Source organism: Salmonella sp. HY31 (genome assembly GCF_042604575.1).
Taxonomy (GTDB): domain Bacteria; phylum Pseudomonadota; class Gammaproteobacteria; order Enterobacterales; family Enterobacteriaceae; genus Salmonella; species Salmonella diarizonae.
In genome coordinates this window covers 4,031,150-4,055,040 of the sequence record NZ_CP170479.1, presented here as the reverse complement: position 1 = coordinate 4,055,040, position 23,891 = coordinate 4,031,150, and the positions used below count along the sequence as shown (strand labels likewise).

Here is a 23,891-nt window from a genome sequence, read left to right as displayed (position 1 = left end):
ACTGGCGTAACAGATCTCATAATTTAAAAGACTTATTCATACTTTGTTATCACGGAACGATTTTAACTTAATGCATGCCTGTGAGGCATCAGGTAAAAATAACCGGAGAGAAGAAGATGAACAAAATGCTATTAGCCGGAAGTACCGGTATTGTTCTGCTGTCTGCTGCAGCCAGTCCGGTATGGGCAGACGATAATGCCAGTACATTTTCACTCGGATACGCCCAGTCCCATACTAATCACGCCGGAACGCTGCGTGGGGTACGGCTGGCAAACAACTATAAAATGTCACCGGACTGGGGGCTGACAACCTCATTTTCCTGGCTAAATGGAAGCCAGCGCTATTCCGATGAAAGCAGTAATGGTCGTGTAACAACCCGTTATTACTCTCTGCTTGCAGGTCCCTCATGGAAAATAAATAACCAGTTAAGCCTGTATAGTCAGGTGGGCCCCGTATTATTGCATCAGCGTGATCATGGGATAAATGAGTCTGACAGTAAGGTCGGATATGGTTATTCCGCAGGTGTGGCTTACACCCCAGTCAGTAATGTTGCGGTAACTCTGGGTTATGAAGGTGCAGATTTTGATGCTACCCATAACAGCGGAAGCCTTAATAGCAATGGTTTTAATCTTGGCGTGGGTTATCGGTTTTGAACCGGATAATCCGATAAAAAATGTTAATTTGGGGAGATGATGGATTATGAAAAGCCATATTATGCTAGGAGTTGCGCTGATGTTGATCCTGTTTTCAGGAAGTATTATGGCCGCAACAAATATGTCTGATAACGTTACCCTGAATAATGACAAGATATCCGGACAGGCCTGGCAGGCCATGCGTGATATCGGAATGTCGCGATTCGAACTGTTTAATGGTCGGACACAAAAGGCTGAACAACTGACTGCGCAAGCAGAAAAACTCCTGAACGATGACAGTACTGACTGGAATCTGTATGTAAAATCAGATAAAAAAGCACCAGTTGAAGGAGACCGCTATATTCGGATAAATTCATCGATTACGGTAGCAGAAGATTATCTCCCTGCCGGGCAGAAAAATGATGCTATTAATAAAGCAAACCAGAAAATGAAAGAAGGAGATAAAAAAGGCACTATAGAGGCTCTGAAACTTGCAGGTGTCAGTGTTATTGAAAATCAGGAACTCATTCCTCTTCAGCAAACCCGCAAGGATGTGACCACAGCGCTTTCCTTGATGAACGAAGGAAAATACTATCAGGCAGGTCTGATACTTAAATCAGCTCAGGATGGTGTAATTGTGGATTCTCAGTCTATTCAGGAGTCACCGACACCCCCCGTGCAGCATGATGCTGCACATTAATATCCCCCGGCCTGCTGTATATATTACAGTAGGCCGTATTATGCCTGACAGCTATTTGTAGCTGCTTATGTCAACGCCACGATGTTTGACCGTTATTTGCCATTTTCATGCCCGCTAAGATACTTTCGTTACTGATGCTGTCCGCTTTTCACCATTTCATCATCACTGATTGGCGTTGTGTTTTTGGTCAGCACTCCAGCTTTACGTTTCTCTTTTAACCGGTAACTCTCTCCTTTGATATTCAGCGTGGTTGAGTGATGTAGCAACCGATCCAGTATCGCTGTTGCCAGCACGTGATCTCCGAACATTTCTCCCCAGTCTGCGAACCCTTTGTTTGACGTCAGTATGATGCTCGCTTTTTCATATCGACGGTTCAGTAGCCGGAAGAACAGGCTGGCTTCCTCTCTGTTCATCGGCAGATAGCCTATTTCATCCAGGATCAACACCCGGGCATAACTCAGTTGCTGCAGCTGACGCTCCAGACGGTTTTCCTGTTTCGCTTTCATCAGTGTCGCGATCAGTCTGTCCAGTGGCATAAACAGTACCCGATGTCCCGCATCCACCGCTTTCACGCCAAGAGCTATGGCCAGATGAGTTTTTCCGACACCAGGAGGTCCCAGCAGGATCACGTTTTCGCTGCGCTCCACGAACGCCAGACCAGCCAGTTCCCGGACAACCTTACGGTCGATGCCCGGCTGGAAGGTAAAGTCGAACTGCTCCAGCGTTTTGACCCACGGCAGACGAGCCTGCTTCAGCCTGGACTCCATACCGCGCTGATGCCTGCCGTTCCATTCCTGCTGTAGCGCCATGCACAGGAACTCCCGGTAGTTCAGCTCTTTTTTAGCTGCCTGTTCCAGCAGGCTTTCAACGTGATAACTCAGATGCTCCATTTTCAGGCGACTCAGCAGGACTTCCAGCTCATGCATCACAACAGCTCCTCATAGGCACTCAGTGGTCGATGTTCCACCTGACTGACCTGCTGCCAGAGCGGGGCGTGATGCTCCGGCACTGTCTGCCAGCCAGACGATGCCGAACAGAGGCGATGTGAGGCCACCAGTTTCTCATTACTGTAGATCCGCAACTCGTCATCCAGCGATATTCGTATCGATACCGGCTGACCACACAGCGCTTCGGGAACGCTGTAACGATTACCACCAACCTCGATATAGCTGTCCCAGGACACATGGCGGATATCGAAGTAACTGGTATCGAAGTCCGTATCCGGTAACGGCTGCAGATGTTCCTGCTCCAGCGCGAAGCGCTGTTCCGGCGTTTCTTTGAACTGGCGAAGTTCCCGTTTGTCAGCCACATCGGCTATCCATTGCTCCAGTTGTTGATTAACATGAGTGAAGCTGTCGAACCTGCGGTACCGGACGAAGAAGTTCTCCTTGAGGTATTTCACCATTCGCTCAACCTTACCTTTTGTTCTGGCCCTGCGTGGACGGCATGCCCGTGGCAGGAAGTTATAGTGGTCGGCCAGCAACAGGAATCCGGAGTTGAACACGACTTTCCCGTTGTTATTCTTCAGCACCGCAGCCTTCTGGTTATCAACCAGCACCGTTTTCACACAACCACCGAAGTAGCGGAAGGCGCGAACCAGTGATTCGTAGGTATGCTCAGCATCCTGTTTTGGTGCTGCGAAGACATGGAAGCGGCGGGAGAACCCCAGCGTATTAACCGCAAAGTTAACTTTGCACCGTTGCCCGGCAACCTCCACCTCAACTTCGCCCCAGTCGTGCTGGAGCTGGTATCCAGGCTGAGTTTCGAAGCGAACTGTTCTTTTTGACGGACGCATTTTACGTTTGGGCTGGATGTAGTAACGCAGCATGGAACGTCCGCCCGTATAACCCATTGCCTTAATCTCCGCGAAGATAACCTCACTATTCCAGACATTCTCTGCCAGGCGCATGTCGATGTAATCCATAAACGGTTTCAGCTTAACCATTTTGTGGCGGGTCTTTCTGGCTGGCGGTTCAGGGTATTTGAGGTAGCGTCTGACCGTCCGTTCAGAGCAACCAATCTGAGTCGCAATATCGACAATGTACGCGCCCTGCTGGCGCATTTGCTTTATCATGTAAAAGTCCTCTCTGCTCAGCATGTTGATGTCCTTTCTGGTGTGAGAACCTTAAGGAAACAACATGTTGGGTGGAGCGGACAATCCAAATGGTGAATTACCGTCTTATATCACTGGCGCTGACACTTATTGCTGCTCTTTGTTCAGGAAACAATTTCGACAATGTCTCGACAAACTACCAGACAAAGTATGTAACGGCTGAATAGCCAGAAATACTGTCAATGACCTCTTCCGTACTTGACCAGATATACAGTCTGGGCAGCAAGCAGAAATACATTAGGCTCATGAGAGCATTTCAATAGAGTTATGGATTTATTCTTTACGGTGACATTATTTTTAAATTTCTTCCGTGAAGTTCAGTAATGTCATGGTTCTGAAATTGTGATTAACATCACAAATTCAGGAAGATATCATTTCATTTATTATTTTTTAGTATTTCTACTTATGATGGTTCATAGTTATTTGTTAAGTTAATATTTTGGCATTAAATGTCTTTTGTTAATGAATTGTGTGGGTTTTTATTCTGCTAATGATTGCTTTTTTATGTGTGATTAGCATTATGTTTTGTAAATGTTCATTCCGGCAGAAAAGCAAAATATACATTTTTGATGACATATTACAAAATATTTCTTGCTCGCTGAGAATATCTGTCTGTCAGGTATTCATATGCTTATAATTACATTAAAAAGTATTTCTTTGATGATTATTCTTAAATTACGATCATAATCATCGATCGTATCGATCTATTTTTATTGTTTTAATTTGCATGAGAATTTTCTTACAACTGATCAGGCATTAGCTGAAATCAATATTTTTTCGATGAAAAGTTCAGGTGCTTCGTTTAACACCAGACGTTTATTATTTATACGAATCTTTTCTGAACGCTTTCATTAATACCCTCAGACTTGTTTTCAGTCTTTGCAAAATAATTCTCATTCAAAGGACATATTATCTATGCGTAATAAAATAATACTTGTCATGGCGGCTGCCGGTATGATGTATGGCGCTTCTGTATTCGCCGCCGATACTACGCCTACAGCAGGCCCGTTCGGCTCAGGTAAAATTATTTTCACCGGCACCATCACCAATTCACCCTGCGATATCGCACCGGGTGACGATGCGATCACCGTTCCGTTTGGACAGATTTCTTACCGTAAACTGAATACCGCCGATGCAACCACGGACTCAAAACCGTTCACCATTCATCTGCAGAACTGCGCCTTCGATCCGAATGATGCAGGTTCAAATCCTGCTGGCTCCGCAGGGAAAATGTCTAAAGTAACCGTCTCTTTCAGTGGCACAGCTGATACCTCAGGTAAAGCTTACGTCAGCACCGGCAGTGCCCAGCATGTTGGTGTGCAGCTTCTGAAAAGTGACAATATCTCACTGATTACACCCAATACCCCGATGCCGGATGGCGAAGCTCAGCAACTGCAGGCCGGGAATAACGAACTCAACTTCTTTGCCCGCCTGATAGCCCTGACAGATGCCGCAACTCCTGGCGATGTTAACGCATCCGTCACTTACACCCTGAAATACCTGTGATTTTACGCGGTAAATAACGACAGGGATAAGCCGTCCACGGAGGGGTTCGGACGGCTTTTATATCTGACCACGCCTGCGGGCTGTCTGTTACACGGACGACAACACGAAAGCGCCATGCCATGAAAATTACCCGGCTTGCCATTCTGATTACCCTGACATTTTCCGTCCTGAAGTCGCAGGCCACGGAGTTTAATGCCAGCCTGCTGGACAGCGGGAACCTGTCCAATGTGGACCTCACGGCCTTCAGCCGCGAGGGGTATGTGGCGCCCGGTAACTATATTCTCGATATCTGGCTCAATGACCAGACGGTACGGGAACAGTATCCGGTCAGGGTTGTACCGGCTGCCGGACGCGATGCGGCCGTCATCTGTGTGACAACCGATATGGTGGCCATGCTGGGTCTTAAGGATAAGATTATTCATGGCCTGAAACCCGTTACCGGTATCCCGGACGGGCAGTGCCTTGAGCTGCGCTCCGCTGACAGTCAGGTACGGTACAGCGCTGAAAAGCAGCGGCTGACCTTCATTATCCCCCAGGCCTGGATGCGCTATCAGGACCCGGACTGGGTCCCCCCTTCACGCTGGAGCGACGGCGTCACAGCCGGCCTGCTCGATTACAGCCTGATGGCCAGCCGCTACATGCCGCAGCAGGGGGAGACCTCTGACAGCTACAGCCTCTACGGCACCGCCGGGTTTAATCTCGGCCCGTGGCGGCTGCGCAGCGATTACCAGTACAGCCGCCTTGACAGCGGACATGGGGCATCGCAGTCCGATTTTTATCTGCCGCAGACGTATCTGTTCCGTGCTCTGCCCGCACTGCGTTCAAAACTGACGCTGGGACAGACGTACCTCAGTTCCGCTATTTTTGACTCCTTCCGCTTTGCCGGGCTCACTTTAGCCAGCGATGAGCGCATGCTGCCGCCTTCTCTGCAGGGGTATGCCCCGAAAATCAGCGGTATTGCGAACAGTAATGCGCAGGTCACCGTCAGCCAGAACGGCCGCATTCTGTACCAGACCCGGGTGTCGCCGGGGCCTTTTGAGCTTCCCGACCTGAGCCAGAATATCAGCGGCAACCTGGATGTGACGGTGCGCGAAAGCGACGGCAGCGTCCGGACCTGGCAGGTCAACACGGCCAGCGTCCCCTTTATGGCACGCCAGGGACAGGTTCGCTATAAGGTGGCCGGCGGACGTCCGCTGTACGGCGGGACGCATAACAACAGTACGGTCAGCCCTGACTTCCTGCTCGGGGAGGCCACCTGGGGAGCATTTAACAACACGTCGCTGTACGGCGGTCTCATTGCCTCCACCGGCGACTACCGGTCCGCTGCGCTCGGGATAGGCCAGAATATGGGGCTGCTGGGTGCCCTCTCCGCGGACGTCACCCGTTCAGATGCGCGGCTGCCGCACGGGCAGAAGCAGTCCGGTTACAGCTACCGTATCAACTATGCCAAAACGTTTGATAAAACCGGCAGCACCCTGGCGTTCGTCGGATACCGGTTCTCGGACCGCCATTTTCTGTCCATGCCGGAATACCTGCAACGCCGGGCCACCGACGGCGGCGATGCGTGGCATGAAAAACAGAGCTACACCGTGACTTACAGCCAGTCCGTTCCGGTACTCAACATGAGCGCGGCCCTCTCGGTAAGCCGGCTCAATTACTGGAATGCACAGTCCAACAATAACTACATGCTCAGCCTCAACAAAGTGTTCAGTCTCGGCGACCTTCAGGGGCTTTCGGCCTCGGTGTCATTTGCCCGTAACCAGTACACCGGCGGGGGCAGCCAGAACCAGGTCTACGCCACCATCAGTATCCCGTGGGGCGACAGTCGCCAGGTGAGCTACAGCGTGCAGAAGGATAACCGGGGCGGCCTGCAGCAGAACGTGAATTACAGCGATTTCCATAACCCGGACACCACATGGAACATCAGCGCCGGCCATAACCGTTATGACACCGGCAGCAACAGCAGCTTCAGCGGCAGTGTGCAGAGCCGTCTGCCGTGGGGCCAGGCGGCAGCGGACGCTACCCTGCAGCCTGGACAGTACCGCAGCCTGGGCCTGAGCTGGTACGGCTCGGTGACTGCCACCGCCCACGGTGCCGCTTTCAGCCAGTCGATGGCCGGGAATGAGCCCCGCATGATGATAGATACCGGAGACGTGGCCGGTGTGCCGGTGAACGGCAACAGCGGGGTGACCAACCGCTTCGGGGTGGGCGTGGTGAGCGCCGGCAGCAGCTACCGCCGCAGCGATATTTCGGTTGATGTGGCCTCCCTGCCGGAGGACGTGGACGTCAGCAGCTCCGTCATCAGCCAGGTGCTGACGGAAGGCGCGGTGGGCTACCGGAAGATTGACGCCAGCCAGGGGGAGCAGGTGCTCGGTCATATCCGGCTGGCGGACGGCGCCAGTCCGCCGTTTGGCTCCCTGGTGGTGTCCGGGAAAACCGGCAGAACCGCAGGGATGGTCGGGGATGACGGTCTGGCTTACCTGACCGGACTCAGCGGGGAAGACCGCCGGACCCTGAATGTGTCCTGGGATGGCCGGGTGCAGTGCAGGCTCACCCTGCCGGAAACGGTGACACTCAGCCGGGGGCCGCTGTTACTGCCCTGCAGATAAAAATATCCCTGTCACAGAGCAGGACTAAAGGAGAAAACAGGTGAAAAACAGCAGAATAAGCCGTGTGATTTTACTCGCACTGGCGGCAGCATGGAGCCAGTGCAGCCCGGCGGCCGTCAACGTCGACCGGACCCGTATTATCATGGATGCGCCGCAGAAAACGGTGGCCATCACGCTGAATAACGATGACAAAACCACGCCGTTCCTGGCGCAGTCCTGGGTGACGGATGCTGACGGGGTGAGAACGGATGCGCTGATGGCGCTGCCACCGCTGCAGCGTATTGATGCCGGACAGAAATCCCAGGTCCGTATCACCCAGGTTCGCGGGCTGACAGACAAGCTCCCTCAGGACAGGGAAACGCTGTTCTGGTTTAACGTGCGGGGCGTTCCCCCGAAGCCGGAAGACGACAACGTCCTGCAACTGGCCATGCAGAGCCAACTGAAACTGTTTTACCGTCCGAAAGCCATTATCAGAAGCAGCAGTGACCAGCCGGAAAGAAAGCTGACTGCTGAACGGGAAGCGGGGCGCCTGACATTAAAAAATCCGACGCCGTACTACATCACTGTGGCGTGGCTGGGAGCAGACCGCAGCCACAGGCTCAGCGGTTTCCGCGAGGGCGTGATGGTGCCGCCCCTGGGGAGCCTGCCTTTAAAGGCTGTTCTGCCGGCAGAAACCCGGACGCTGTGGGTGGGGTATATTGATGATTACGGTGGACTGCAGATGAACCGCTACGCCTGTGATGCCCTGAACTGCGCGTTTAAGGACGCAGGGGCGACATCATGACAGAACGATTATTCAATATGAAATCACTGATACTGTCAGGTGTGTTTCTGTTTTTTGCTGTCAGTGATTCTGCACGGGCAAATATCGACTGGTCATATTGTAATGCCACTGGGAGTGTTAACATCCAGAATATTAATATTAAAGCAGGGCAATATAGCGCAGGTGATGAACTGCAGAAAATTAAAGACATTCCCTTCAGTTATACCTGCATCACTACAATTAAAACTTATTCAGAACCTTATAATGCCACTATCAGTCTTAAGAATGTGCAACCAATGGTGGATGCCCTGAAAAAGAGCGGTCTTGGTATTGAGCTGTTTATTCAGGAGGGTAGTCGAGATCCTGTTAATTTTTCATGGCGGGAGATACAGGCAGGTTTTGCCGGCTGGGCCAGCTCAAAGATATTTGGTCAAGAGTTGGAACAGAATAAAACATATAATCTGAGTGGAAAGCTTACTGTACGTATTTATGTTGAACAAAGTTTTAAATATAGTTTTTTGAACATAAACATTCCGGCAAGTACATTTGGTATTCTTCCCTATAAACCATCAACCGTACCGCCACCATCTAAACCGTATACACCTTTGTCGGTTTCCGCCTTTAATATCAGAATGATTCCTGACAACTCAGGCACGGTTATTATTTCTCCTTCTGCTACCATCAATATGGGGCGTTTTTATACGGAATATAAGGAAACCATGGTGCCCAGGGAAGTACCTTTCACCGTTACAGCACAACAGAATGTCGGAACGCAGATCCCGTTCGTCGCCCCACTGGCTATAGAGTTCAGGACCAACGGTCTGACACTGGCAGATGCTGACAGCACCGTGATTCTTAAGAATAATAAACAAGAAAACAATGGCTTCGGACTGTCGGTAATTGATGTGGATAATGACACACCAGTTAAATTTAATATGAAAGCAGATATGGGACCTATCCATCTTGATAACGGTGCCGGTGGCAGAATTATAAAGCACTACAAAGCAAAAGTAGAAGCCATACCAGGAGCGGAAATTAAAACAGGTGATTTTTCTGCAGCAATGACAGTTATTGTTACTTACAATTAACAGGATTAAATGCCATTTACTGATAGTTAATTAAAAATAGATATGGATTTATCTTTATGATTATTTTTTTTGCTTCTCGGTCTTTTTCACAAAAAAACGGAGAGTCTGCATGTCTTCTGATAAAAAAACAAAAGAAAAGATAGTTTTTTCAGGTAACGATATTCATTATCCCGGACAGACCAACCATGATGCCTGCTTTATTCCGGAAAGTGTCCGCCAGTATGCCGGCGAGCCCCTGTATATCATCGTGGCACACTGGTGTCTGTTGCAGCAGAACTGGGTGCAGCGTAACCAGATATCAGAGGCGTTTCACATCACGGCCAGACGGGCCAGCTACCTGATTGCCTACCTGCGAAGCAAAACATCACGGGTGGTCAGCGTCTGCCGTCACCAGACCCTGCCCAATAAAGCCCTGCGCTATGAAATTTATGTTTTCCGGGTTCTTGACAGCCCCACCCCGTCCACGCGCCGTGAAAAGGCCGGACCGCCGCCGGTATCAAAACGCCGGGTCGGTAACGGTGACAGGTCGATGGCAAATGAACTGTGGAACCGGCTGTGCAGTAACAGAAATGCGGGAAAAATCCTGAAAAGGAAAGTGAATGATGGCGACGACGTATAACCGGTCAGTCACGCCCCGGCAGGTTATTATTCTCGGTGACTGCTGGCCGGTGACGACCGCTGTGGCACATCTGGTCCGGACATTTCTGCCGGGCAGCGACTGTGAAAGCACATATAGGCTGCCAGCGCTGTTGCAGCAACTGCGCCGGAAACCGGAGGCCATACTGATACTGTGTTTGCGTCCCCGTGAACATCTCTTTTTGTTCTATGCCCTGAGGCAGGTGCTGCCGGAGCACCCGGTGATGGTCATCAGCGATGAGCTGCTTTTCAGTGACCGGGTGGTACTGAAGGTGTACGGGGGTATCCCGGCGCTGCCGGAGCAGGCGCTGGAGGAGATACTTATCCGGGTGCGGCGGGGTGAACAGTGGTCCGGGGGGGCACGTCTGCGGGTGACGGGAGCACTGGAGGGGTTTCTGTTATCACCGACCCCGGTGACGGGTTTTCTGGAGGTGCCACCGATATTTAACAGTCCGAAGCGGCTGATGAACTGTATGGACCATCTGATGCACCGGGAGATACTGGCATGTGGAGTGAGCCTGGCCCAGTTACGTTTGCTTCAGGAAGTTTACCGTGGACGGGGAAGGTTATCAGCGCTATGTGGGAGGCTGAATACGCAGGAGAAGCAAATCTGGCAGGACAAATACCGGTTACTGGTGAAGCTGAGAATGCGGAACCGGTTACGGGAACTGCTGTTTGGTACCCGGTTTTGTAAATCACTGCAGCGAACTCCGTTTATTGCTCCGCAGTAACCCGCATCCGGCGACCACATCACAATAGCCCCGACAGGCCGAATATCTGGCACGAAGATGACAAAAATGTAATGGAATTTTCAGGCTGAAAACATTAACTATAAGGTCTATATAACAGGAGTGGATAAGATGAAAAAAAGGGTCAGCGCATTGATATTAGGTGGTTTTTTTGTGGCTGGAGTCACGTCCGCTGCCACAATGAGTATTCCGATGAATGAAGCCCTGCCTTCAGGAAGCGGAAAGGCGCTCGGGGAGATTACCGTAACAGAAACACCTTATGGTTTACTGTTTCAGCCACATTTGTCTGGTCTTGTTGCCGGGATACATGGTTTCCATGTGCATACTCACCCAAGCTGTTTGCCGGGGCTTGAAAATGGTAAAGAAGTCCCTGCGTTGCAGGCGGGCGGGCATCTCGATCCGGGAAAAACAGGCAAGCACATGGGGCCTTACAATGATAAAGGACACCTGGGAGATTTACCTGGTCTGGTGGTGAATGCAGATGGAACCGCAACTTATGAACTGCTGGCTCCCCGCTTGAAATCTCTGTCGGAACTGAAGGGGCATTCTCTGATGATCCATGCTGGCGGGGATAATTACTCTGATAACCCAGCTAAACTTGGTGGAGGAGGGGCGCGTTTTGCCTGTGGTGTAGTAGAATAAACGACAGAAAACCATTCAGGCGGAGCACTGAATGTATGGCCTTTCATAACAGTATGATGAGTAAAAATGCTTCTGGAATGAAACTCGAAGCGATAACTTCCCGGTACAGTAGATGCCCACTGTACCGGGTTAGCCAGATATTTATTCGAGGTAACGTGTCTGGTGGGGGCCCGTATTATGCGGCGGGACGGGCAGCATGCCGCCCCGTGTAGCATCTCAGAACGACCATGACATGCCTACCGTCGTCCGCCAGGGGGATTGTACTCCGGCCCCATCCCCGTAACCGGCGCTCAGATGCCCTGTCAGATTATCCGTAATTTTGGCATGTACCCCAGTCTGAAATACACCTCTCATGCCGGACAGATCATTATTAAAACGGTCCCTGTTATTGATAGTCACCTGATTATTATTAGCCAACTCCTGTCGTGCAGAAATTTTCAGCCATGGCTGTAGTTCACCCCCATTGCTCAGTATCAGGCGATAATCCATACCCAGGCCAGCCTCTGCTCTTAGCATACGCGTAGTATCCACGTCAGCCTGCATACCATTAGAAAGGGCATATTTCCGGGCGCTGCCCGTAAAACCGGTAAATGCCATATATGGTGTCGCACTCCAGTTATTGTTGCTTAATCGTATCCCGCTTTCCAGGTGAGCCCCAATGCCCCAGGTACGATAATCACCATCCGCAGCGCCTCCGTTATTCATTCGCCCCTTAACGTTATTGTCGAAAAGATTGGCCTTCGCGATGCTATCCAGATAAAAACCGCTTTCGTGCTGTAATCCAGCGTAAGCGCCGAAGGAATAGCTGTCCACGTAACCTTCGCCACCGCGCGAAAAGCCAATATTCGAGTGTGAATAGCTGAAAAATGCCCCCAGCGTACCCGAACTCTTTTCATACTGTGAAAGGCGATCAATGCCCATGATCAGACCTCCAAGCGTTTGTTTAAACTCGGCTCCCGCAGAGGTGGAGACGTTATTCCGGGTATTGTACTGCGTCATCCATAATGGGTCGTCACGCCCGGCCATTTTTCTGGCTTGCAAACGCTCCCGTACACTTTCCAGTTCAGCATCAAATACCAGCGGCTGTACTGCTGCCATATTTAAAACCGCTGCAGTTGATGCCGAAATACGCCGTTTTATATTCTCAGCCGGTAATTCTGGCTGCGGCAGCGGGTCTGGCTGTGGCGCCGGGTCAGGCTGCGGCGCGGGGTCTGGCTGTGGCGCCGGGTCAGGCTGCGGCGCGGGGTCTGGCTGTGGCGCCGGGTCAGGTTGCGGCACCGGGTCAGGCTGCGGCACCGGGTCTGGCTGCGGCACCGGGTCTGGCTGTGGGGCTGGTCTCAGATCCGGGCTGAGTAACCAGCTTCCGCTATTATTTTCTTTCAGTCTGTATTCCCATGTGCCCAGTTCAACGAGCCCTCCTTTATTTCCGAGGGTGAAAACAGCATCACCTCCTCCTGTTTTGACCAGCAACAGGCTGTCATCTGAAGTCGGACTGACTCCGGAGTCCTGAACAAACAACCGAAACGAACCTGTCGCATTTCCGGTTATGTTCAAAAGATCTCCTTTACCACTGGCCACCTCTGTGTGCATATAAAAATCGCCATTACCGGACAGACTGGATAAATTCAGTGTATTCCAGCCTGTGGAGGCACCCGGAGGGGTGTTATAAAGCGCAACACTGCCTCCTGACAGGGCCAGGCTGTTCAGAGTGTACAGACAGTTTGTGGTACACGCGCCAGCATTGTTTAACTGCAGGCTGGCATCATTACTCACCGTCATATCTGCGCCGGATGAGTCCGCGCCGTAACTTAAAACAATCCGTCCTTTGTCCGAAATGGTGATGTCTCCTGTAATAACAGGCTTCATGTTGTTCCTTGCAGGTTCAAGGTAGAGCCCGGCATCCTGACCTGATACGTCCACATTATTTACCGTTCCGCTATATACATACATGGCTCCTCCGTGAGTAACAGTGGTATCAGTGGCTACAGAATTATCAAATACGGTCAGGCGCCCACCATTATTAATGACGGTACCGGAAACTAAGGTGTTCCCGCGTATATTCTGAGAACCGTTATTAATAGTGGTATCAGTGATATTTCCATTTAATACTTCGAAATGCCCACCATTATTCACAACGGTGTTTTTAATAACGGTTGATAAGTTCGCAGCATCAAGGCGTCCGCCATTAATGACGGTATTCGATACAGATCCGCCATGTGCGTATAGCTCCCCGTAGTGATTGATGGTTGTGTCCGTGACAGAACCGCCAGTCACATTCTGGGTGCCCCCATCATTAATAATCGTGTTTGTGACAGAACCGCCAGTCACATTCTGGGTGCCCCCATCATTAATGATCGTGTTTGTGACAGAACCGCCAGTCACATTCTGGGTACCCCCATCATTAATGATCGAGTCCGTGACAGAACCGCCCTCCACATTCTGAATACCTCCATTGTTAATAGTGGTATCACTGGCTTTGCCTCCAGACTGAATATATTGCTGTCCGGACTCGATTATCGTATTTTTAGCAATGCCGGATACATATTGAACTCCACTATTACTTAATGTTGTATTTATTGCCTGCCCTGAACCATAAACAGACTGATATCCACCTTTAATAAGAGTGCCTTCTACCAATCCTGATATTTTTTGCTCGCCGGAAATGGTTGTATTTAATGCAAAACCATCGACATACTGAATTCCACCTGTATGGATAATGGATGACTCATCTGTCGCGTTTTTATTTACCTCCATAATACCACCAGACTCAATATTTATACCATTACTTCTGGCACCATTATCGAGAGTAAGCCGACCGGATGACACAACCGTAGTGTCTGTAACAGAGTCGCCGTTGGTCAATATTTGATGATAGTCTATGATGTTGTGATTGTAATCCGCGGCAAATACTGCTGTGTGGTAATACAGAGCACTGGAGATAAAACCAAAAAAATTTAATTTCACAAGTTCTAAAGCCTTATTTATGACGAATGTCTTGCTAAAAAATATTACTAATGTACGAAAATCAGTAATAATAAAGGTTATACCTGGCATAATACGAAATGGAGGTAAACTCTAAATTACTATGTGTATCAAAACATCTCCTCTATGCTGATAAATTCATATGGTTATGTTTTTAGAGTGAAATTTACAAAGCGTATTAACCATACCAGAAAAAACTATTTTGCATAAAATTATCCTGAATCATTAAGCGCTATGAAATAATAAATGATGAAAAATACGATGAGTAATAGTTTTGTAACCCGTTAGTCATATACCAGGTCATAAACCAAACCGTCAGCATACCGGTAAAGCTAGTAAATCCTTCGAAACTGAAGCCGTTTGTATTCATTGATTATTCCATTAGTTTCGTTATAGGGTGCAGCAGAGAACGCATCTGTAGTCTTACACCGTGTTTCTTCGAAACGGTCGCGACCATTTCAGATAGCAGGTCGCTCACATATCATGTAATTACATTATTATTGTTAAGGTTTATTTTTTTAGTTGTCATTTTTATGATGAAGACTACTCACATGATGACAAAAGGTTTAATTATATATTCCCTGAGCTAAAGTTTTCTCTAACATAGACTTGAACTGCTAGTTAATCTACTGGGATAAAATAATCACATATAAACTCTGGATCATCATCATAGAAATTGATTGTATAATGAAAGAGTTCTATATCTGCGCCACTCCGTCGGTGTAGTTTTGTTTTTGGTAAAATATTCATATAAATATAGTGGCTAAATTTTGAATAATCGCTCCACTTGCCATTAAATACAAATTTAATATAACGTCCGCCTTCTATGTAGAAAGTATCATGTTTTGCAGATTTTTTCTCTACTTCGACACCCGATAACATAGTAATATCAATAACATCACGAATAGCTGAATATCGATTTCTCGGTGGTAAAAAATTTGACGCAATAACAATGTCAGTTTTATATAATTCGGAATAATACCGTATTTTCTTTAGTCTATTTCTTTTTGATTCTAATGTTGGAGTACGCAAAATTTTTTGCTGATAGAAACATTCGTCGCCACTAACATATATTCCGGAACGCTCGATTATACAGCTATCAACGTGCCAGCAGTTATCAAAATTAATAGCTGATACGAGTAAAGATAAATCCCATGAGGGTAAATTTCTGTACTCTGTCGGGGTCATATTAAATGTACGCTTAAATGCCCTGCCAAAGTTTTGTGCGCCGCCAAAATGAACTCGGTGGGCAATTTCAATAACGCTGAGTTTTGTCAAGCGTAGAAGTGTTGCCGCCCGGCACATTTTTCTCTGCCGCATATAAGTCCCGACCGGTAAACCAAATTCCTTTTTAAACATTAGTTGGACCGCGCTGCGACTGTATCCGGTATAATTAACTAAATCATCAATTGTTTTATCCTCTTCAATGTGATCCTCAATCCATCTTACAAAATGCTGCACTATTTTTTTTTCATAGCTCATCTCCCGTTGACGCCTGCCATATTAGCGGAAAAATCTTATACAGTATGCTCATTTTGTGCAAAAAGCCGGAGACAGGTTGCTCTGACTGTAGAAACACACGCATTAACACGCAAATTCTTACTGCTCGGGTTATAGGGGCAGTATGATGAAGTTGAAAGGTCAGAAACGATACCGCCCCAGCGACTGAAAACCCAGCGGGGGGAGCTCCTTTTTAGGTTGATAAAAATGGGTATCGATCTTTCTTTCGCTTTTTCCCGCCCCCGTTAACATCGACGATGCAACACACGGGTTAATCCCAAATACGTAAACTGATGCTATCTGCATGTCCGGGAAAATGACCCGGCAAGATCGAAGGTAAACAGCAATCCGCAGGAGCGACGCGAAAAGACGCCAGAATAATGATACGACCTGAGCAGAAGCGTTACGTATTTACTGCATAATCCCGGTATAGCCATGAAACCCCATATACAGACCGACCAGACCAATCAGAACGCTCGAAAAATAGGGGGCCCGCCGGGCGAGCGTCGTAAAACCACTCCAGCGCTTTGCTGCCTGTTGAACGCTTATCGCCGCGCCAACGCCTACCGTCACCAGCGTTAATGCCAGGCCAAGACTAAAGCACAGCACCATCGTGGCGCCCAGCGTAAACGCGTTAAGCTGGATACAAATCAGTAAAACAGTGATCGCAGCCGGACAGGGGATAAGCCCTCCGGTCAGGCCGAACAGCAGGATCTGTCCATTTGTCACTTTTTGACCATGAAAACGGCGTTGAATATCGGCAGCATGGGCGCGTTCATGGGCATCCTGATACGCTTTTGACGTTGCGCCTTCCGGATGTATGTGACCATGATGGTCGTGGTCGTGGTCGTGGTCGTGGTCGTGGTCGTGGTCGTGGTCGTGGTCGTGGTCGTGGTCGTGGTCGTGGTCGTGGTCGTGGTCGTGGTCGTGGTCGTGGTCGTGGTCGTGGTCATGGTGATTTCCCGCCAGCCACTGCTGCTCGCCTCGCCATGTCCGCCAGAACATCCAGCACGCGGTGCTCAGAATAATGATCGCGGAAATCAACTGCAGCCATGGTTCCACTGATTCAGCGGTGAAGGCCCGGCTAAGATACATCCCACCCAGCGCGATTAACCAGACGATCCCTGTGTGAGAAAGCGTTGCCGCCAGGCCGAGCATAACTGCCTGTTTAACCGTGCCTTTTATGGCAATGATAAAGGCCGCCATCATGGTTTTGGAATGCCCGGGTTCAAGCCCATGCAAAATGCCTAATAAAATGGCGCTGGGAATGAAGAACCAGCCGTTTCCTTGCTGAAGAAGTGTTGAAAATTCACCCATGAGAATGATTCTTAGTTGTTTTATGTGAGCGTTATTCTACTCCCCCCCAGTATGTAATACTACCCCCCAGTAGCATCGTAATGCTATAATTTGTATTTATTAATGTTAATAAGGTGTAGTAATGTCACATACCATCCGGGACAAACAAAAGCTTAAAGCCAGAACCAGCAAGATTCAGGGGCAGGTGATAGCGCTAAAAAAAATGCTGGATGAACCGCATGAATGCGCGGCTGTTTTACAGCAGATCGCGGCGATTCGCGGTGCGGTAAATGGGTTAATGCGCGAGGTGATTAAAGGGCATCTGACCGAGCATATCGTTCATCAGGGGGATGAAGCCAGACGTGAAGAAGATCTGGACGTAATATTAAAGGTGCTGGATTCTTATATAAAATAGCCGGGAGTCATATCCCGACTATCTTCTCCTTTAGCCGAAAAACATCACCGATACGCAAAGTAAACCGACTACCAACGTAATGAAATTACCTACTGAACGATAGGGTTTTAATGCCGGTATCAGGTACGTTGACAATGTGGGCATAATAAATAGGATCATCGCAATGAGCGGGCCGCTAATGGCATAAATCATTGAAATGGCGTTCGGGTTAATACAGCAAATAATAAACGTAATCCCGGAAACCAGCATGATAGACAGTGCGCGATTGAACGCCCGGCTTTTTTTCACGCCGACCTGCTGTAAGGTGGTTCTTACCATTTCGGTTGCGCCCTCAATGACGCCGAAATAGGTGCCGAGGAAAGATTTCGACATGGCCACGACGGCAACGATAATACCGGAAATAGAGAGCCAGGCCGGCGCATTGGGCATCATCGAGAGCGCGGAAAGGATGGTAACACCTTCGTTGCGAGCGTCTTCAATGTATGATGGCGGAATGGAGAGCAGGCAGCTAAAGACAAAGAACAGCACGCTCAGGCAGATAATCAGGTAGGCGACCTTCATGATCTTTTTGCATTTACCCATGGCCTGCTCGCCAAAATTTTCCCGTCTGTCGATGGCAAACGTCGAAATAATGGGCGTATGGCTAAAAGCAAAAACCATCACCGGAATAGAAATCCATACCTGGTGCAGCGTGTGACTATCAAAAGACATTTGCCCGGTCAGTAACGAGGGTTGCCAGCTTCCGGTTAAGTATAGCGAAAGAAACAAGAAGTAAGCGATAAGCGGAAAGACCAAAAAGCCCATTACGCGAATAGTGACATGTCTTCCCATTAAAAAAATCATATTCAGGATAAGTACTACGCCGAAGCTAACTAACATCCGGATGCGAATATCTATCTGAATATGCTTCGCTAATTGCTCTGTCAGGGAGTTGGTAATAGCCACAGCATAAATTAATACCACGACAAAAAACGCAATGAAATAAAGCGCGGTGATAATACTGCCGATTTTCTTGCCGTAATAATGAGTAACGGCACCAGTAATTCCCTCACCTGCAGAAGTCTTTGAAGAAAGAATAAACTGACACAGCGCCTTATGTGGCCAGTATGTTAGAGGCCAGGCGACCAGCGCGGTAATAAATAGCACGATTGCGCCTGCTGATCCCAACTGGATGGGAAGGAAAAGGGTGCCTGCGCCTACAGCCGTTCCGTATAATGCAAAACTCCAGAGAGTCTCATCTTTTGACCAAATTTTAGACATTATTTGAATTTATCAACTATAAAACACACAAAAAGAAGCGTAATTTACCATAAATAGCGTCAGTTGGGGGCGTTTTAAGCAGGTAGATGTCGCGGAGTAAGGGCGCCGGAACCGTTGCGATCCCGGCAAAAAAGAGCAATATCATGCACTAACGTGTTGTTGGCGGCGAGTCACTATTCGCTGGCGTAAAACATCATATGCCCAGTTGTACAGCATCGTGTACGGCAAAAAGAACAAGAAGAAACTAATTTCCAGAGTGAATGCCTGTAGCAGGCTGACGTTCAGTACCCAGGCGACGATACTCACGCCGATGACGATAAACCCGCTTTCAAACCCTAACGCATGGAACGCGCGGACTTTGGCGGTTCGTCTCACCCGGTGCGTCGGCCACAGCCGATCAAACAGAACGTTATAAATGATATTCCAGATCATGGCCGTCGTTGCCAGCAATATCGTCAGGCCGCCCATCTCCAGTACCGAGCGCTGCATTAGCCAGGCGGTAGCAGGCGCCAGTATCGCAGTCGCGATACCTTCAAAACAGACAGCATGGAAAATACGCTCCGGCAGCGAGCGACGTTGTATTGCGTCATGTTGCATAAACGAAAAAACCTTACTCTTCACCAGACTAAAAAAATTTCAGCTATTTTATCGTTTAATATGATACATAAAAGATAACATCCATCGATAAAGTAGATAGGTTATGCGTTATTCCCCTGAAGCATTAATGGCATTTGTTGAGACCGTCTCTTGCGGTTCGTTTTCTGCGGCGGCGCGCCGCTTGCGTAAAAGCCAGTCCACCATTAGTACCGCCATTGCGCATCTGGAGGCGGATCTGGGATTTTCATTATTTAATCGTTCATCGCGCCAGCCCGTTCTGACCGAAGAAGGAAAACGGGTACTTAGCTATGTTCAGGCTATTTTATCGGCGAGCGACCGTCTGGATGAGGTGGCGTTGGCGTTATCCGGCGAGACGGAGGCGAGACTCACGTTCGTTCTCTCTGATACCCTGCATCCAGACAGCCTGGAAGAGTTAATGGCGCAGTTTGATCGTCAATTCCCGCATACCGGCTTTGAATGCTTGATCGGAGAAAATGATGATGTCATCGACCTGTTGCAAAAAGGGCGCGCCCAGATAGGACTGATTGAAGCGCGTGATGACTATCCCACAGACATTGGCGCGACGCGTCTGCCTGTTCAAAGCTGGATGGGGGTTTATGTGGCGACCACCCATCCGTTGGCATTACAGACGAACCTACAATGGGAGCAACTGCATACCTGGCGCGAGCTGCGTCTGAATACCTACCTTGAATCTAACACCAACATTACGCGCGGCCCGGCCTGGTCAGCGCCAAACTATTTATTACTGTTGAGCATGGCGGCTCAGGGATTTGGCTGGTGTGTGTTGCCCTGTGCGCTGGTGGAGGAGTTTGCGGCGGAAAAACCGCTGACGCAACTGGATGTTCCTGGCTGGCCGAGGGCGATTGCTATTGATTTGCTATGGAACAAGAAGACGCCGCCCGGAACGGCGGGGAACTGGCTTCGCTATCATCTGCAGCAGAAATAAGCTACGCCACCGTCAAATTAGCGTCATTTCCTTTGTGATAAAACTCACCTTTTTTAAACAATCAAGATAACTAATTTTAACAATGCTCTACTATGGCGGTGTCATTTTGCGCTGAGGTGGTAATGAAAGAGGTTGTGATCGTGGGGGCCTTACGGACACCCATCGGCTGTTTTCAGGGAACGCTGGCCCGTCATTCCGCCGTCGAGTTGGGGAGCATGGTCGTAAAAGCGTTAATTGAGCGCACCGGCGTGGACGCTAATGCTATCGATGAGGTCATCCTCGGTCAGGTGCTGACGGCTGGCGCCGGGCAGAATCCGGCACGCCAGTCAGCCATCAAAGGAGGACTGCCTACTACCGTTTCCGCTATTACCATTAATGACGTTTGTGGTTCCGGTTTAAAAGCGTTGCACCTGGCGACGCAGGCTATTCAGTGCGGCGAAGCGGACATTGTTATCGCGGGCGGGCAGGAGAATATGAGCCGTGCGCCGCATGTCCTCAATGACAGCCGTACTGGCGCGCTGCCTGATGCCGACAATCTGGTGGATAGTCTGGTACATGATGGTTTATGGGATGCCTTCAACGATTATCACATTGGCGTGACGGCAGAAAACCTGGCGCGGGAATATGGCATCAGCCGTGAATTACAGGATGCTTATGCGCTCAGCTCGCAGCAAAAGGCCAGGGCCGCGATTAATACCGGACGTTTTAAAGATGAGATTGTCCCCATCGTCACGCAACGTAACGGGCAGGCTATGATTGTCGATACGGATGAACAACCGCGGGCCGATGCCAGCGCGGAAGGGTTAGCCCTGCTGCATCCGGCGTTTGATAGCCTGGGTTCGGTGACGGCGGGTAATGCCTCCTCAATCAACGATGGTGCCGCTGCGGTGATGATGATGAGCGAGACGAAAGCCCTGGCGCTGGGGCTGCCGGTGCTGGCGCGCATCCGCGCGTTTGCCAGCGTCGGCGTCGATCCTGCGCTAATGGGGATTGCGCCGGTATATGCTACCCGACGCTGTCTGGAGCGTGCCGGCTGGCAACTGGCGGAGGTCGATCTTATCGAAGCCAACGAAGCGTTTGCCGCTCAGGCGCTGTCGGTAGGAAAAATGCTGGAATGGGATGAGCGACGGGTAAACGTTAACGGAGGCGCGATTGCGCTGGGGCATCCTATTGGCGCTTCCGGTTGTCGAATTCTGGTTTCACTGGTGCATGAAATGGTTAAACGCGACGCGCGAAAAGGCCTGGCGACGCTTTGTATAGGCGGTGGTCAGGGGGTCGCTTTGACTATTGAACGCGACTGATCCTGCGTCAGCCATCCTTTTCCTTTTTCAGTACTCCTGTCATAAAAAAGCCCTCCATCAAGAGGGCAAAGCCAGTTACAGAAACGCCTATTTCGTTGTAGCGCAGAACGTCTTGCCGCGGACGTTACAGACACGTATCACCTTTAGTTCATTTCGCACATCAGACCCATTTCTCAAACAAGCGCTAATTTTTATCTGAGTCACCTCATACCGCGTCTGGCGCGCAGGTCTGAAAATCAGAGAAGGGCGTAAGTTTTAGCGCCGATCGTGATCGCTACGGCAGTTTCAAAAATAACCAACTGTAAAAATGAAACGATGTTTTATTTATTGTTGAAAACCTTTATCCAGGCGACTATGATGCCGTTAAATAAATCAAAACGATGTTTTGATTTTATGTCGTCGCGATCGATTTATTAATGGAGGGGAAGGTGGACGTAAGGCAAAGTATCCATAGCGAGCACGCTAAAACGCTGGACACTCAGGCGCTGCGACGCGAGTTTTTGATAGAAAACATTTTTGTCGCTGATGAATATACGATGGTCTACAGCCATATCGACCGCATTATTGTCGGCGGCATTATGCCCGTCAGTCATACCGTCGAAATCGGCGGGGAAGTGGGTAAACAGCTTGGCGTCTCCCGATTACTGGACCGCCGCGAACTGGGCGTCATTAATATTGGCGGCGCGGGCGTCATTATCGTTGACGGGCAGCGCCATGACATTGGTCATCGCGATGCTCTGTATATTGGCAAAGGGGCGAAAGAGCTGGTTTTCGTCAGCAATGAGGCGAGCAGACCGGCGAAGTTTTATTACAACTGCGCGCCAGCGCATACCGCTTATCCGACGAAAAAAGTGACGCCTGCCGACGTTGCACCTGTCACCTTAGGCGATAACCTCACCAGTAACCGTCGCACTATCAATAAATACTTCGTTCCGGATGTACTGGAAACCTGTCAGCTCAGTATGGGACTCACCGAACTGGCGCCCGGCAATCTATGGAACACCATGCCATGTCATACCCATGAACGCCGTATGGAGGTTTACCTCTATTTCAACATGGAAGAAGACAGTTGCGTCTTCCATATGATGGGGCAACCTCAGGAAACTCGTCATATTGTGATGCGTAATGAACAGGCGGTTATTTCTCCAAGCTGGTCAATACATTCCGGCGTTGGCACCAAAGCCTATACGTTTATTTGGGGCATGGTGGGGGAAAACCAGGTCTTCGATGACATGGATCACGTTGCGGTAAAAGATCTGCGCTAGTCGCGACCGGTGATAACGCCTGTCCGTGACAGGCATGACAAAAGTAAGGATTAACAATGATTTTGAATGCATTCTCTCTTGAAGGTAAAGTTGCGGTTGTTACAGGTTGCGATACCGGGCTGGGTCAGGGTATGGCTTTAGGACTGGCGGAAGCGGGCTGTGACATCGTCGGTATTAATATCGTTGAACCGACGGAAACCATTGCGCGCGTTACCGCTCTGGGACGTCGTTTTTTAAGCCTGACGGCCGATCTGCGTCAAATCGATGGTATTCCGGCGCTCCTGGAACGGGCGGTAGCGGAATACGGTCATATTGATATTCTGGTGAATAACGCGGGCTTGATCCGTCGTGAAGATGCGATTGATTTCACGGAAAAAGACTGGGATGACGTCATGAACCTGAATATCAAGAGCGTGTTCTTTATGTCTCAGGCGGCGGCAAAACATTTTATTGCCCAGGGCAACGGCGGCAAAATTATTAATATCGCCTCTATGCTCTCCTTCCAGGGCGGTATTCGCGTTCCGTCTTATACCGCGTCGAAAAGCGGCGTAATGGGAATAACGCGCCTGATGGCGAACGAGTGGGCGAAACACAATATCAATGTGAATGCTATCGCGCCGGGCTATATGGCTACCAATAATACCCAGCAATTACGCGCTGATGAACAACGTAGCGCCGAAATTCTCGACCGTATTCCGGCTGGACGTTGGGGACTTCCGGGCGATTTAATGGGCCCTGTAGTTTTCCTGGCATCCAGCGCCGCTGATTATATTAACGGCTATACCGTAGCGGTAGATGGCGGTTGGCTGGCGCGTTAAATCGCTAACGGCAAATGAGTTTCTGGGAAAATTGACTCTTTGACCGAAAAAA

The 23,891-nt window shown here is 49.5% G+C and carries 21 protein-coding genes; 14 read left to right on the top strand and 7 right to left on the bottom strand.

Annotated features, from left to right (window positions below):
* Positions 1–116 precede the first annotated feature (116 nt).
* Both ACE15A_RS19285 and ACE15A_RS19280 read left to right on the top strand, forming a co-directional pair.
* Positions 117–653, top strand: coding sequence for an STM3031 family outer membrane protein (locus tag ACE15A_RS19285; protein ID WP_053508114.1), 537 nt, complete (start codon positions 117–119; stop codon positions 651–653).
* 46 nt (positions 654–699) lie between these two features.
* Positions 700–1,332 carry a YfdX family protein gene (locus ACE15A_RS19280; RefSeq protein WP_053508113.1) on the top strand — a complete coding sequence of 211 codons (633 nt, stop codon included), beginning with the start codon at positions 700–702 and terminating at the stop codon, positions 1,330–1,332.
* 128 nt (positions 1,333–1,460) lie between these two features.
* Here ACE15A_RS19280 and istB read toward each other — a convergent pair whose 3' ends face one another.
* On the bottom strand, positions 1,461–2,258 hold the full coding sequence (istB, locus tag ACE15A_RS19275; RefSeq protein WP_000544830.1) for an IS21-like element IS21 family helper ATPase IstB: 798 nt from the start codon (positions 2,256–2,258) through the stop codon (positions 1,461–1,463).
* The gene (gene istA / locus ACE15A_RS19270) at positions 2,258–3,430 is read right to left on the bottom strand and encodes an IS21-like element IS21 family transposase (RefSeq protein ID WP_000952373.1); all 1,173 of its coding nucleotides are present in this window, start codon (positions 3,428–3,430) and stop codon (positions 2,258–2,260) included. Before istA ends, istB begins: the two co-directional genes overlap by 1 nt.
* A gap of 930 nt (positions 3,431–4,360) precedes the next feature.
* Between istA and ACE15A_RS19265 the strand changes: the two genes are divergently transcribed.
* From ACE15A_RS19265 to sodC, 7 genes are all read left to right on the top strand, one after another.
* Entirely contained in the window at positions 4,361–4,951 is a 591-nt protein-coding gene (locus ACE15A_RS19265) for a fimbrial protein (RefSeq protein ID WP_064055817.1), read from the top strand.
* Between the two features lie 119 nt (positions 4,952–5,070).
* A complete protein-coding gene (gene stdB / locus ACE15A_RS19260) occupies positions 5,071–7,560 on the top strand; it encodes a fimbrial outer membrane usher protein StdB (protein WP_053510930.1) in 2,490 nt (829 codons plus the stop codon).
* Positions 7,561–7,600: 40 nt separating this feature from the next.
* Positions 7,601–8,344 carry a fimbrial biogenesis chaperone StdC gene (gene stdC / locus ACE15A_RS19255; protein WP_023249221.1) on the top strand — a complete coding sequence of 248 codons (744 nt, stop codon included), beginning with the start codon at positions 7,601–7,603 and terminating at the stop codon, positions 8,342–8,344.
* Positions 8,341–9,411 (top strand): fimbrial protein, encoded by a 1,071-nt coding sequence (locus ACE15A_RS19250; RefSeq protein ID WP_053510928.1) that lies wholly within the window; start codon positions 8,341–8,343, stop codon positions 9,409–9,411. Before stdC ends, ACE15A_RS19250 begins: the two co-directional genes overlap by 4 nt.
* Before the next feature lie 109 nt (positions 9,412–9,520).
* Positions 9,521–10,030: a CaiF/GrlA family transcriptional regulator gene (locus tag ACE15A_RS19245; protein ID WP_053510926.1), complete on the top strand. Its 510-nt coding sequence runs from the start codon at positions 9,521–9,523 to the stop codon at positions 10,028–10,030.
* Positions 10,014–10,778 carry a transcriptional regulator gene (locus tag ACE15A_RS19240; RefSeq protein ID WP_074177909.1) on the top strand — a complete coding sequence of 255 codons (765 nt, stop codon included), beginning with the start codon at positions 10,014–10,016 and terminating at the stop codon, positions 10,776–10,778. The genes ACE15A_RS19245 and ACE15A_RS19240 overlap by 17 nt, the downstream gene beginning before the upstream one ends.
* A gap of 129 nt (positions 10,779–10,907) precedes the next feature.
* Positions 10,908–11,438 (top strand): superoxide dismutase family protein, encoded by a 531-nt coding sequence (sodC, locus tag ACE15A_RS19235; RefSeq protein WP_023249225.1) that lies wholly within the window; start codon positions 10,908–10,910, stop codon positions 11,436–11,438.
* A 216-nt stretch (positions 11,439–11,654) separates the two neighbouring features.
* Here sodC and ACE15A_RS19230 read toward each other — a convergent pair whose 3' ends face one another.
* The 3 genes from ACE15A_RS19230 to ACE15A_RS19220 form a co-directional block, all read right to left on the bottom strand.
* On the bottom strand, positions 11,655–14,492 hold the full coding sequence (locus ACE15A_RS19230; RefSeq protein WP_080153672.1) for an autotransporter outer membrane beta-barrel domain-containing protein: 2,838 nt from the start codon (positions 14,490–14,492) through the stop codon (positions 11,655–11,657).
* 549 nt (positions 14,493–15,041) lie between these two features.
* Positions 15,042–15,902 carry a helix-turn-helix domain-containing protein gene (locus ACE15A_RS19225; protein ID WP_053510922.1) on the bottom strand — a complete coding sequence of 287 codons (861 nt, stop codon included), beginning with the start codon at positions 15,900–15,902 and terminating at the stop codon, positions 15,042–15,044.
* 429 nt (positions 15,903–16,331) lie between these two features.
* Positions 16,332–17,237, bottom strand: a complete 906-nt coding sequence (locus ACE15A_RS19220; protein ID WP_380911675.1) for a nickel/cobalt efflux protein RcnA — start codon at positions 17,235–17,237, stop codon at positions 16,332–16,334.
* Between the two features lie 121 nt (positions 17,238–17,358).
* Here ACE15A_RS19220 and rcnR point away from each other — a divergent pair, with 121 nt between their 5' ends.
* Positions 17,359–17,631 (top strand): Ni(II)/Co(II)-binding transcriptional repressor RcnR, encoded by a 273-nt coding sequence (gene rcnR, locus ACE15A_RS19215; protein WP_000019952.1) that lies wholly within the window; start codon positions 17,359–17,361, stop codon positions 17,629–17,631.
* 30 nt (positions 17,632–17,661) lie between these two features.
* Here rcnR and ACE15A_RS19210 read toward each other — a convergent pair whose 3' ends face one another.
* The gene (locus ACE15A_RS19210) at positions 17,662–18,891 is read right to left on the bottom strand and encodes an amino acid permease (protein ID WP_053510919.1); all 1,230 of its coding nucleotides are present in this window, start codon (positions 18,889–18,891) and stop codon (positions 17,662–17,664) included.
* 141 nt (positions 18,892–19,032) lie between these two features.
* On the bottom strand, positions 19,033–19,488 hold the full coding sequence (locus tag ACE15A_RS19205; RefSeq protein ID WP_023249231.1) for a multidrug/biocide efflux PACE transporter: 456 nt from the start codon (positions 19,486–19,488) through the stop codon (positions 19,033–19,035).
* Positions 19,489–19,591: 103 nt separating this feature from the next.
* Between ACE15A_RS19205 and ACE15A_RS19200 the strand changes: the two genes are divergently transcribed.
* The 4 genes from ACE15A_RS19200 (at position 19,592) to kduD (ending at position 23,839) form a co-directional block, all read left to right on the top strand.
* A complete protein-coding gene (locus ACE15A_RS19200) occupies positions 19,592–20,455 on the top strand; it encodes a LysR family transcriptional regulator (protein ID WP_053510917.1) in 864 nt (287 codons plus the stop codon).
* A gap of 122 nt (positions 20,456–20,577) precedes the next feature.
* Entirely contained in the window at positions 20,578–21,756 is a 1,179-nt protein-coding gene (locus ACE15A_RS19195) for an acetyl-CoA C-acetyltransferase (RefSeq protein ID WP_053510914.1), read from the top strand.
* Between the two features lie 428 nt (positions 21,757–22,184).
* Positions 22,185–23,021, top strand: a complete 837-nt coding sequence (gene kduI, locus ACE15A_RS19190) for a 5-dehydro-4-deoxy-D-glucuronate isomerase (protein WP_023249234.1) — start codon at positions 22,185–22,187, stop codon at positions 23,019–23,021.
* 56 nt (positions 23,022–23,077) lie between these two features.
* On the top strand, positions 23,078–23,839 hold the full coding sequence (gene kduD, locus ACE15A_RS19185; protein WP_023249235.1) for a 2-dehydro-3-deoxy-D-gluconate 5-dehydrogenase KduD: 762 nt from the start codon (positions 23,078–23,080) through the stop codon (positions 23,837–23,839).
* The last annotated feature ends 52 nt before the right edge of the window (positions 23,840–23,891 follow it).

Coding starts and splice junctions, on each gene's coding strand:
- sodC (WP_023249225.1), top strand. CDS start 10,908: ATGAAAAAAAGGGTCAGCGCATTGATATTAGGTGGTTTTTTTGTGGCT.
- istB (WP_000544830.1), bottom strand. CDS start 2,258: ATGCATGAGCTGGAAGTCCTGCTGAGTCGCCTGAAAATGGAGCATCTG.
- ACE15A_RS19245 (WP_053510926.1), top strand. CDS start 9,521: ATGTCTTCTGATAAAAAAACAAAAGAAAAGATAGTTTTTTCAGGTAAC.
- kduD (WP_023249235.1), top strand. CDS start 23,078: ATGATTTTGAATGCATTCTCTCTTGAAGGTAAAGTTGCGGTTGTTACA.
- ACE15A_RS19205 (WP_023249231.1), bottom strand. CDS start 19,488: ATGCAACATGACGCAATACAACGTCGCTCGCTGCCGGAGCGTATTTTC.
- rcnR (WP_000019952.1), top strand. CDS start 17,359: ATGTCACATACCATCCGGGACAAACAAAAGCTTAAAGCCAGAACCAGC.
- ACE15A_RS19200 (WP_053510917.1), top strand. CDS start 19,592: ATGCGTTATTCCCCTGAAGCATTAATGGCATTTGTTGAGACCGTCTCT.
- ACE15A_RS19265 (WP_064055817.1), top strand. CDS start 4,361: ATGCGTAATAAAATAATACTTGTCATGGCGGCTGCCGGTATGATGTAT.
- ACE15A_RS19220 (WP_380911675.1), bottom strand. CDS start 17,237: ATGGGTGAATTTTCAACACTTCTTCAGCAAGGAAACGGCTGGTTCTTC.
- ACE15A_RS19285 (WP_053508114.1), top strand. CDS start 117: ATGAACAAAATGCTATTAGCCGGAAGTACCGGTATTGTTCTGCTGTCT.
- ACE15A_RS19225 (WP_053510922.1), bottom strand. CDS start 15,902: ATGAGCTATGAAAAAAAAATAGTGCAGCATTTTGTAAGATGGATTGAG.
- ACE15A_RS19230 (WP_080153672.1), bottom strand. CDS start 14,492: ATGCCAGGTATAACCTTTATTATTACTGATTTTCGTACATTAGTAATA.
- ACE15A_RS19280 (WP_053508113.1), top strand. CDS start 700: ATGAAAAGCCATATTATGCTAGGAGTTGCGCTGATGTTGATCCTGTTT.
- istA (WP_000952373.1), bottom strand. CDS start 3,430: ATGCTGAGCAGAGAGGACTTTTACATGATAAAGCAAATGCGCCAGCAG.
- stdB (WP_053510930.1), top strand. CDS start 5,071: ATGAAAATTACCCGGCTTGCCATTCTGATTACCCTGACATTTTCCGTC.
- ACE15A_RS19240 (WP_074177909.1), top strand. CDS start 10,014: ATGGCGACGACGTATAACCGGTCAGTCACGCCCCGGCAGGTTATTATT.
- ACE15A_RS19195 (WP_053510914.1), top strand. CDS start 20,578: ATGAAAGAGGTTGTGATCGTGGGGGCCTTACGGACACCCATCGGCTGT.
- ACE15A_RS19210 (WP_053510919.1), bottom strand. CDS start 18,891: ATGTCTAAAATTTGGTCAAAAGATGAGACTCTCTGGAGTTTTGCATTA.
- ACE15A_RS19250 (WP_053510928.1), top strand. CDS start 8,341: ATGACAGAACGATTATTCAATATGAAATCACTGATACTGTCAGGTGTG.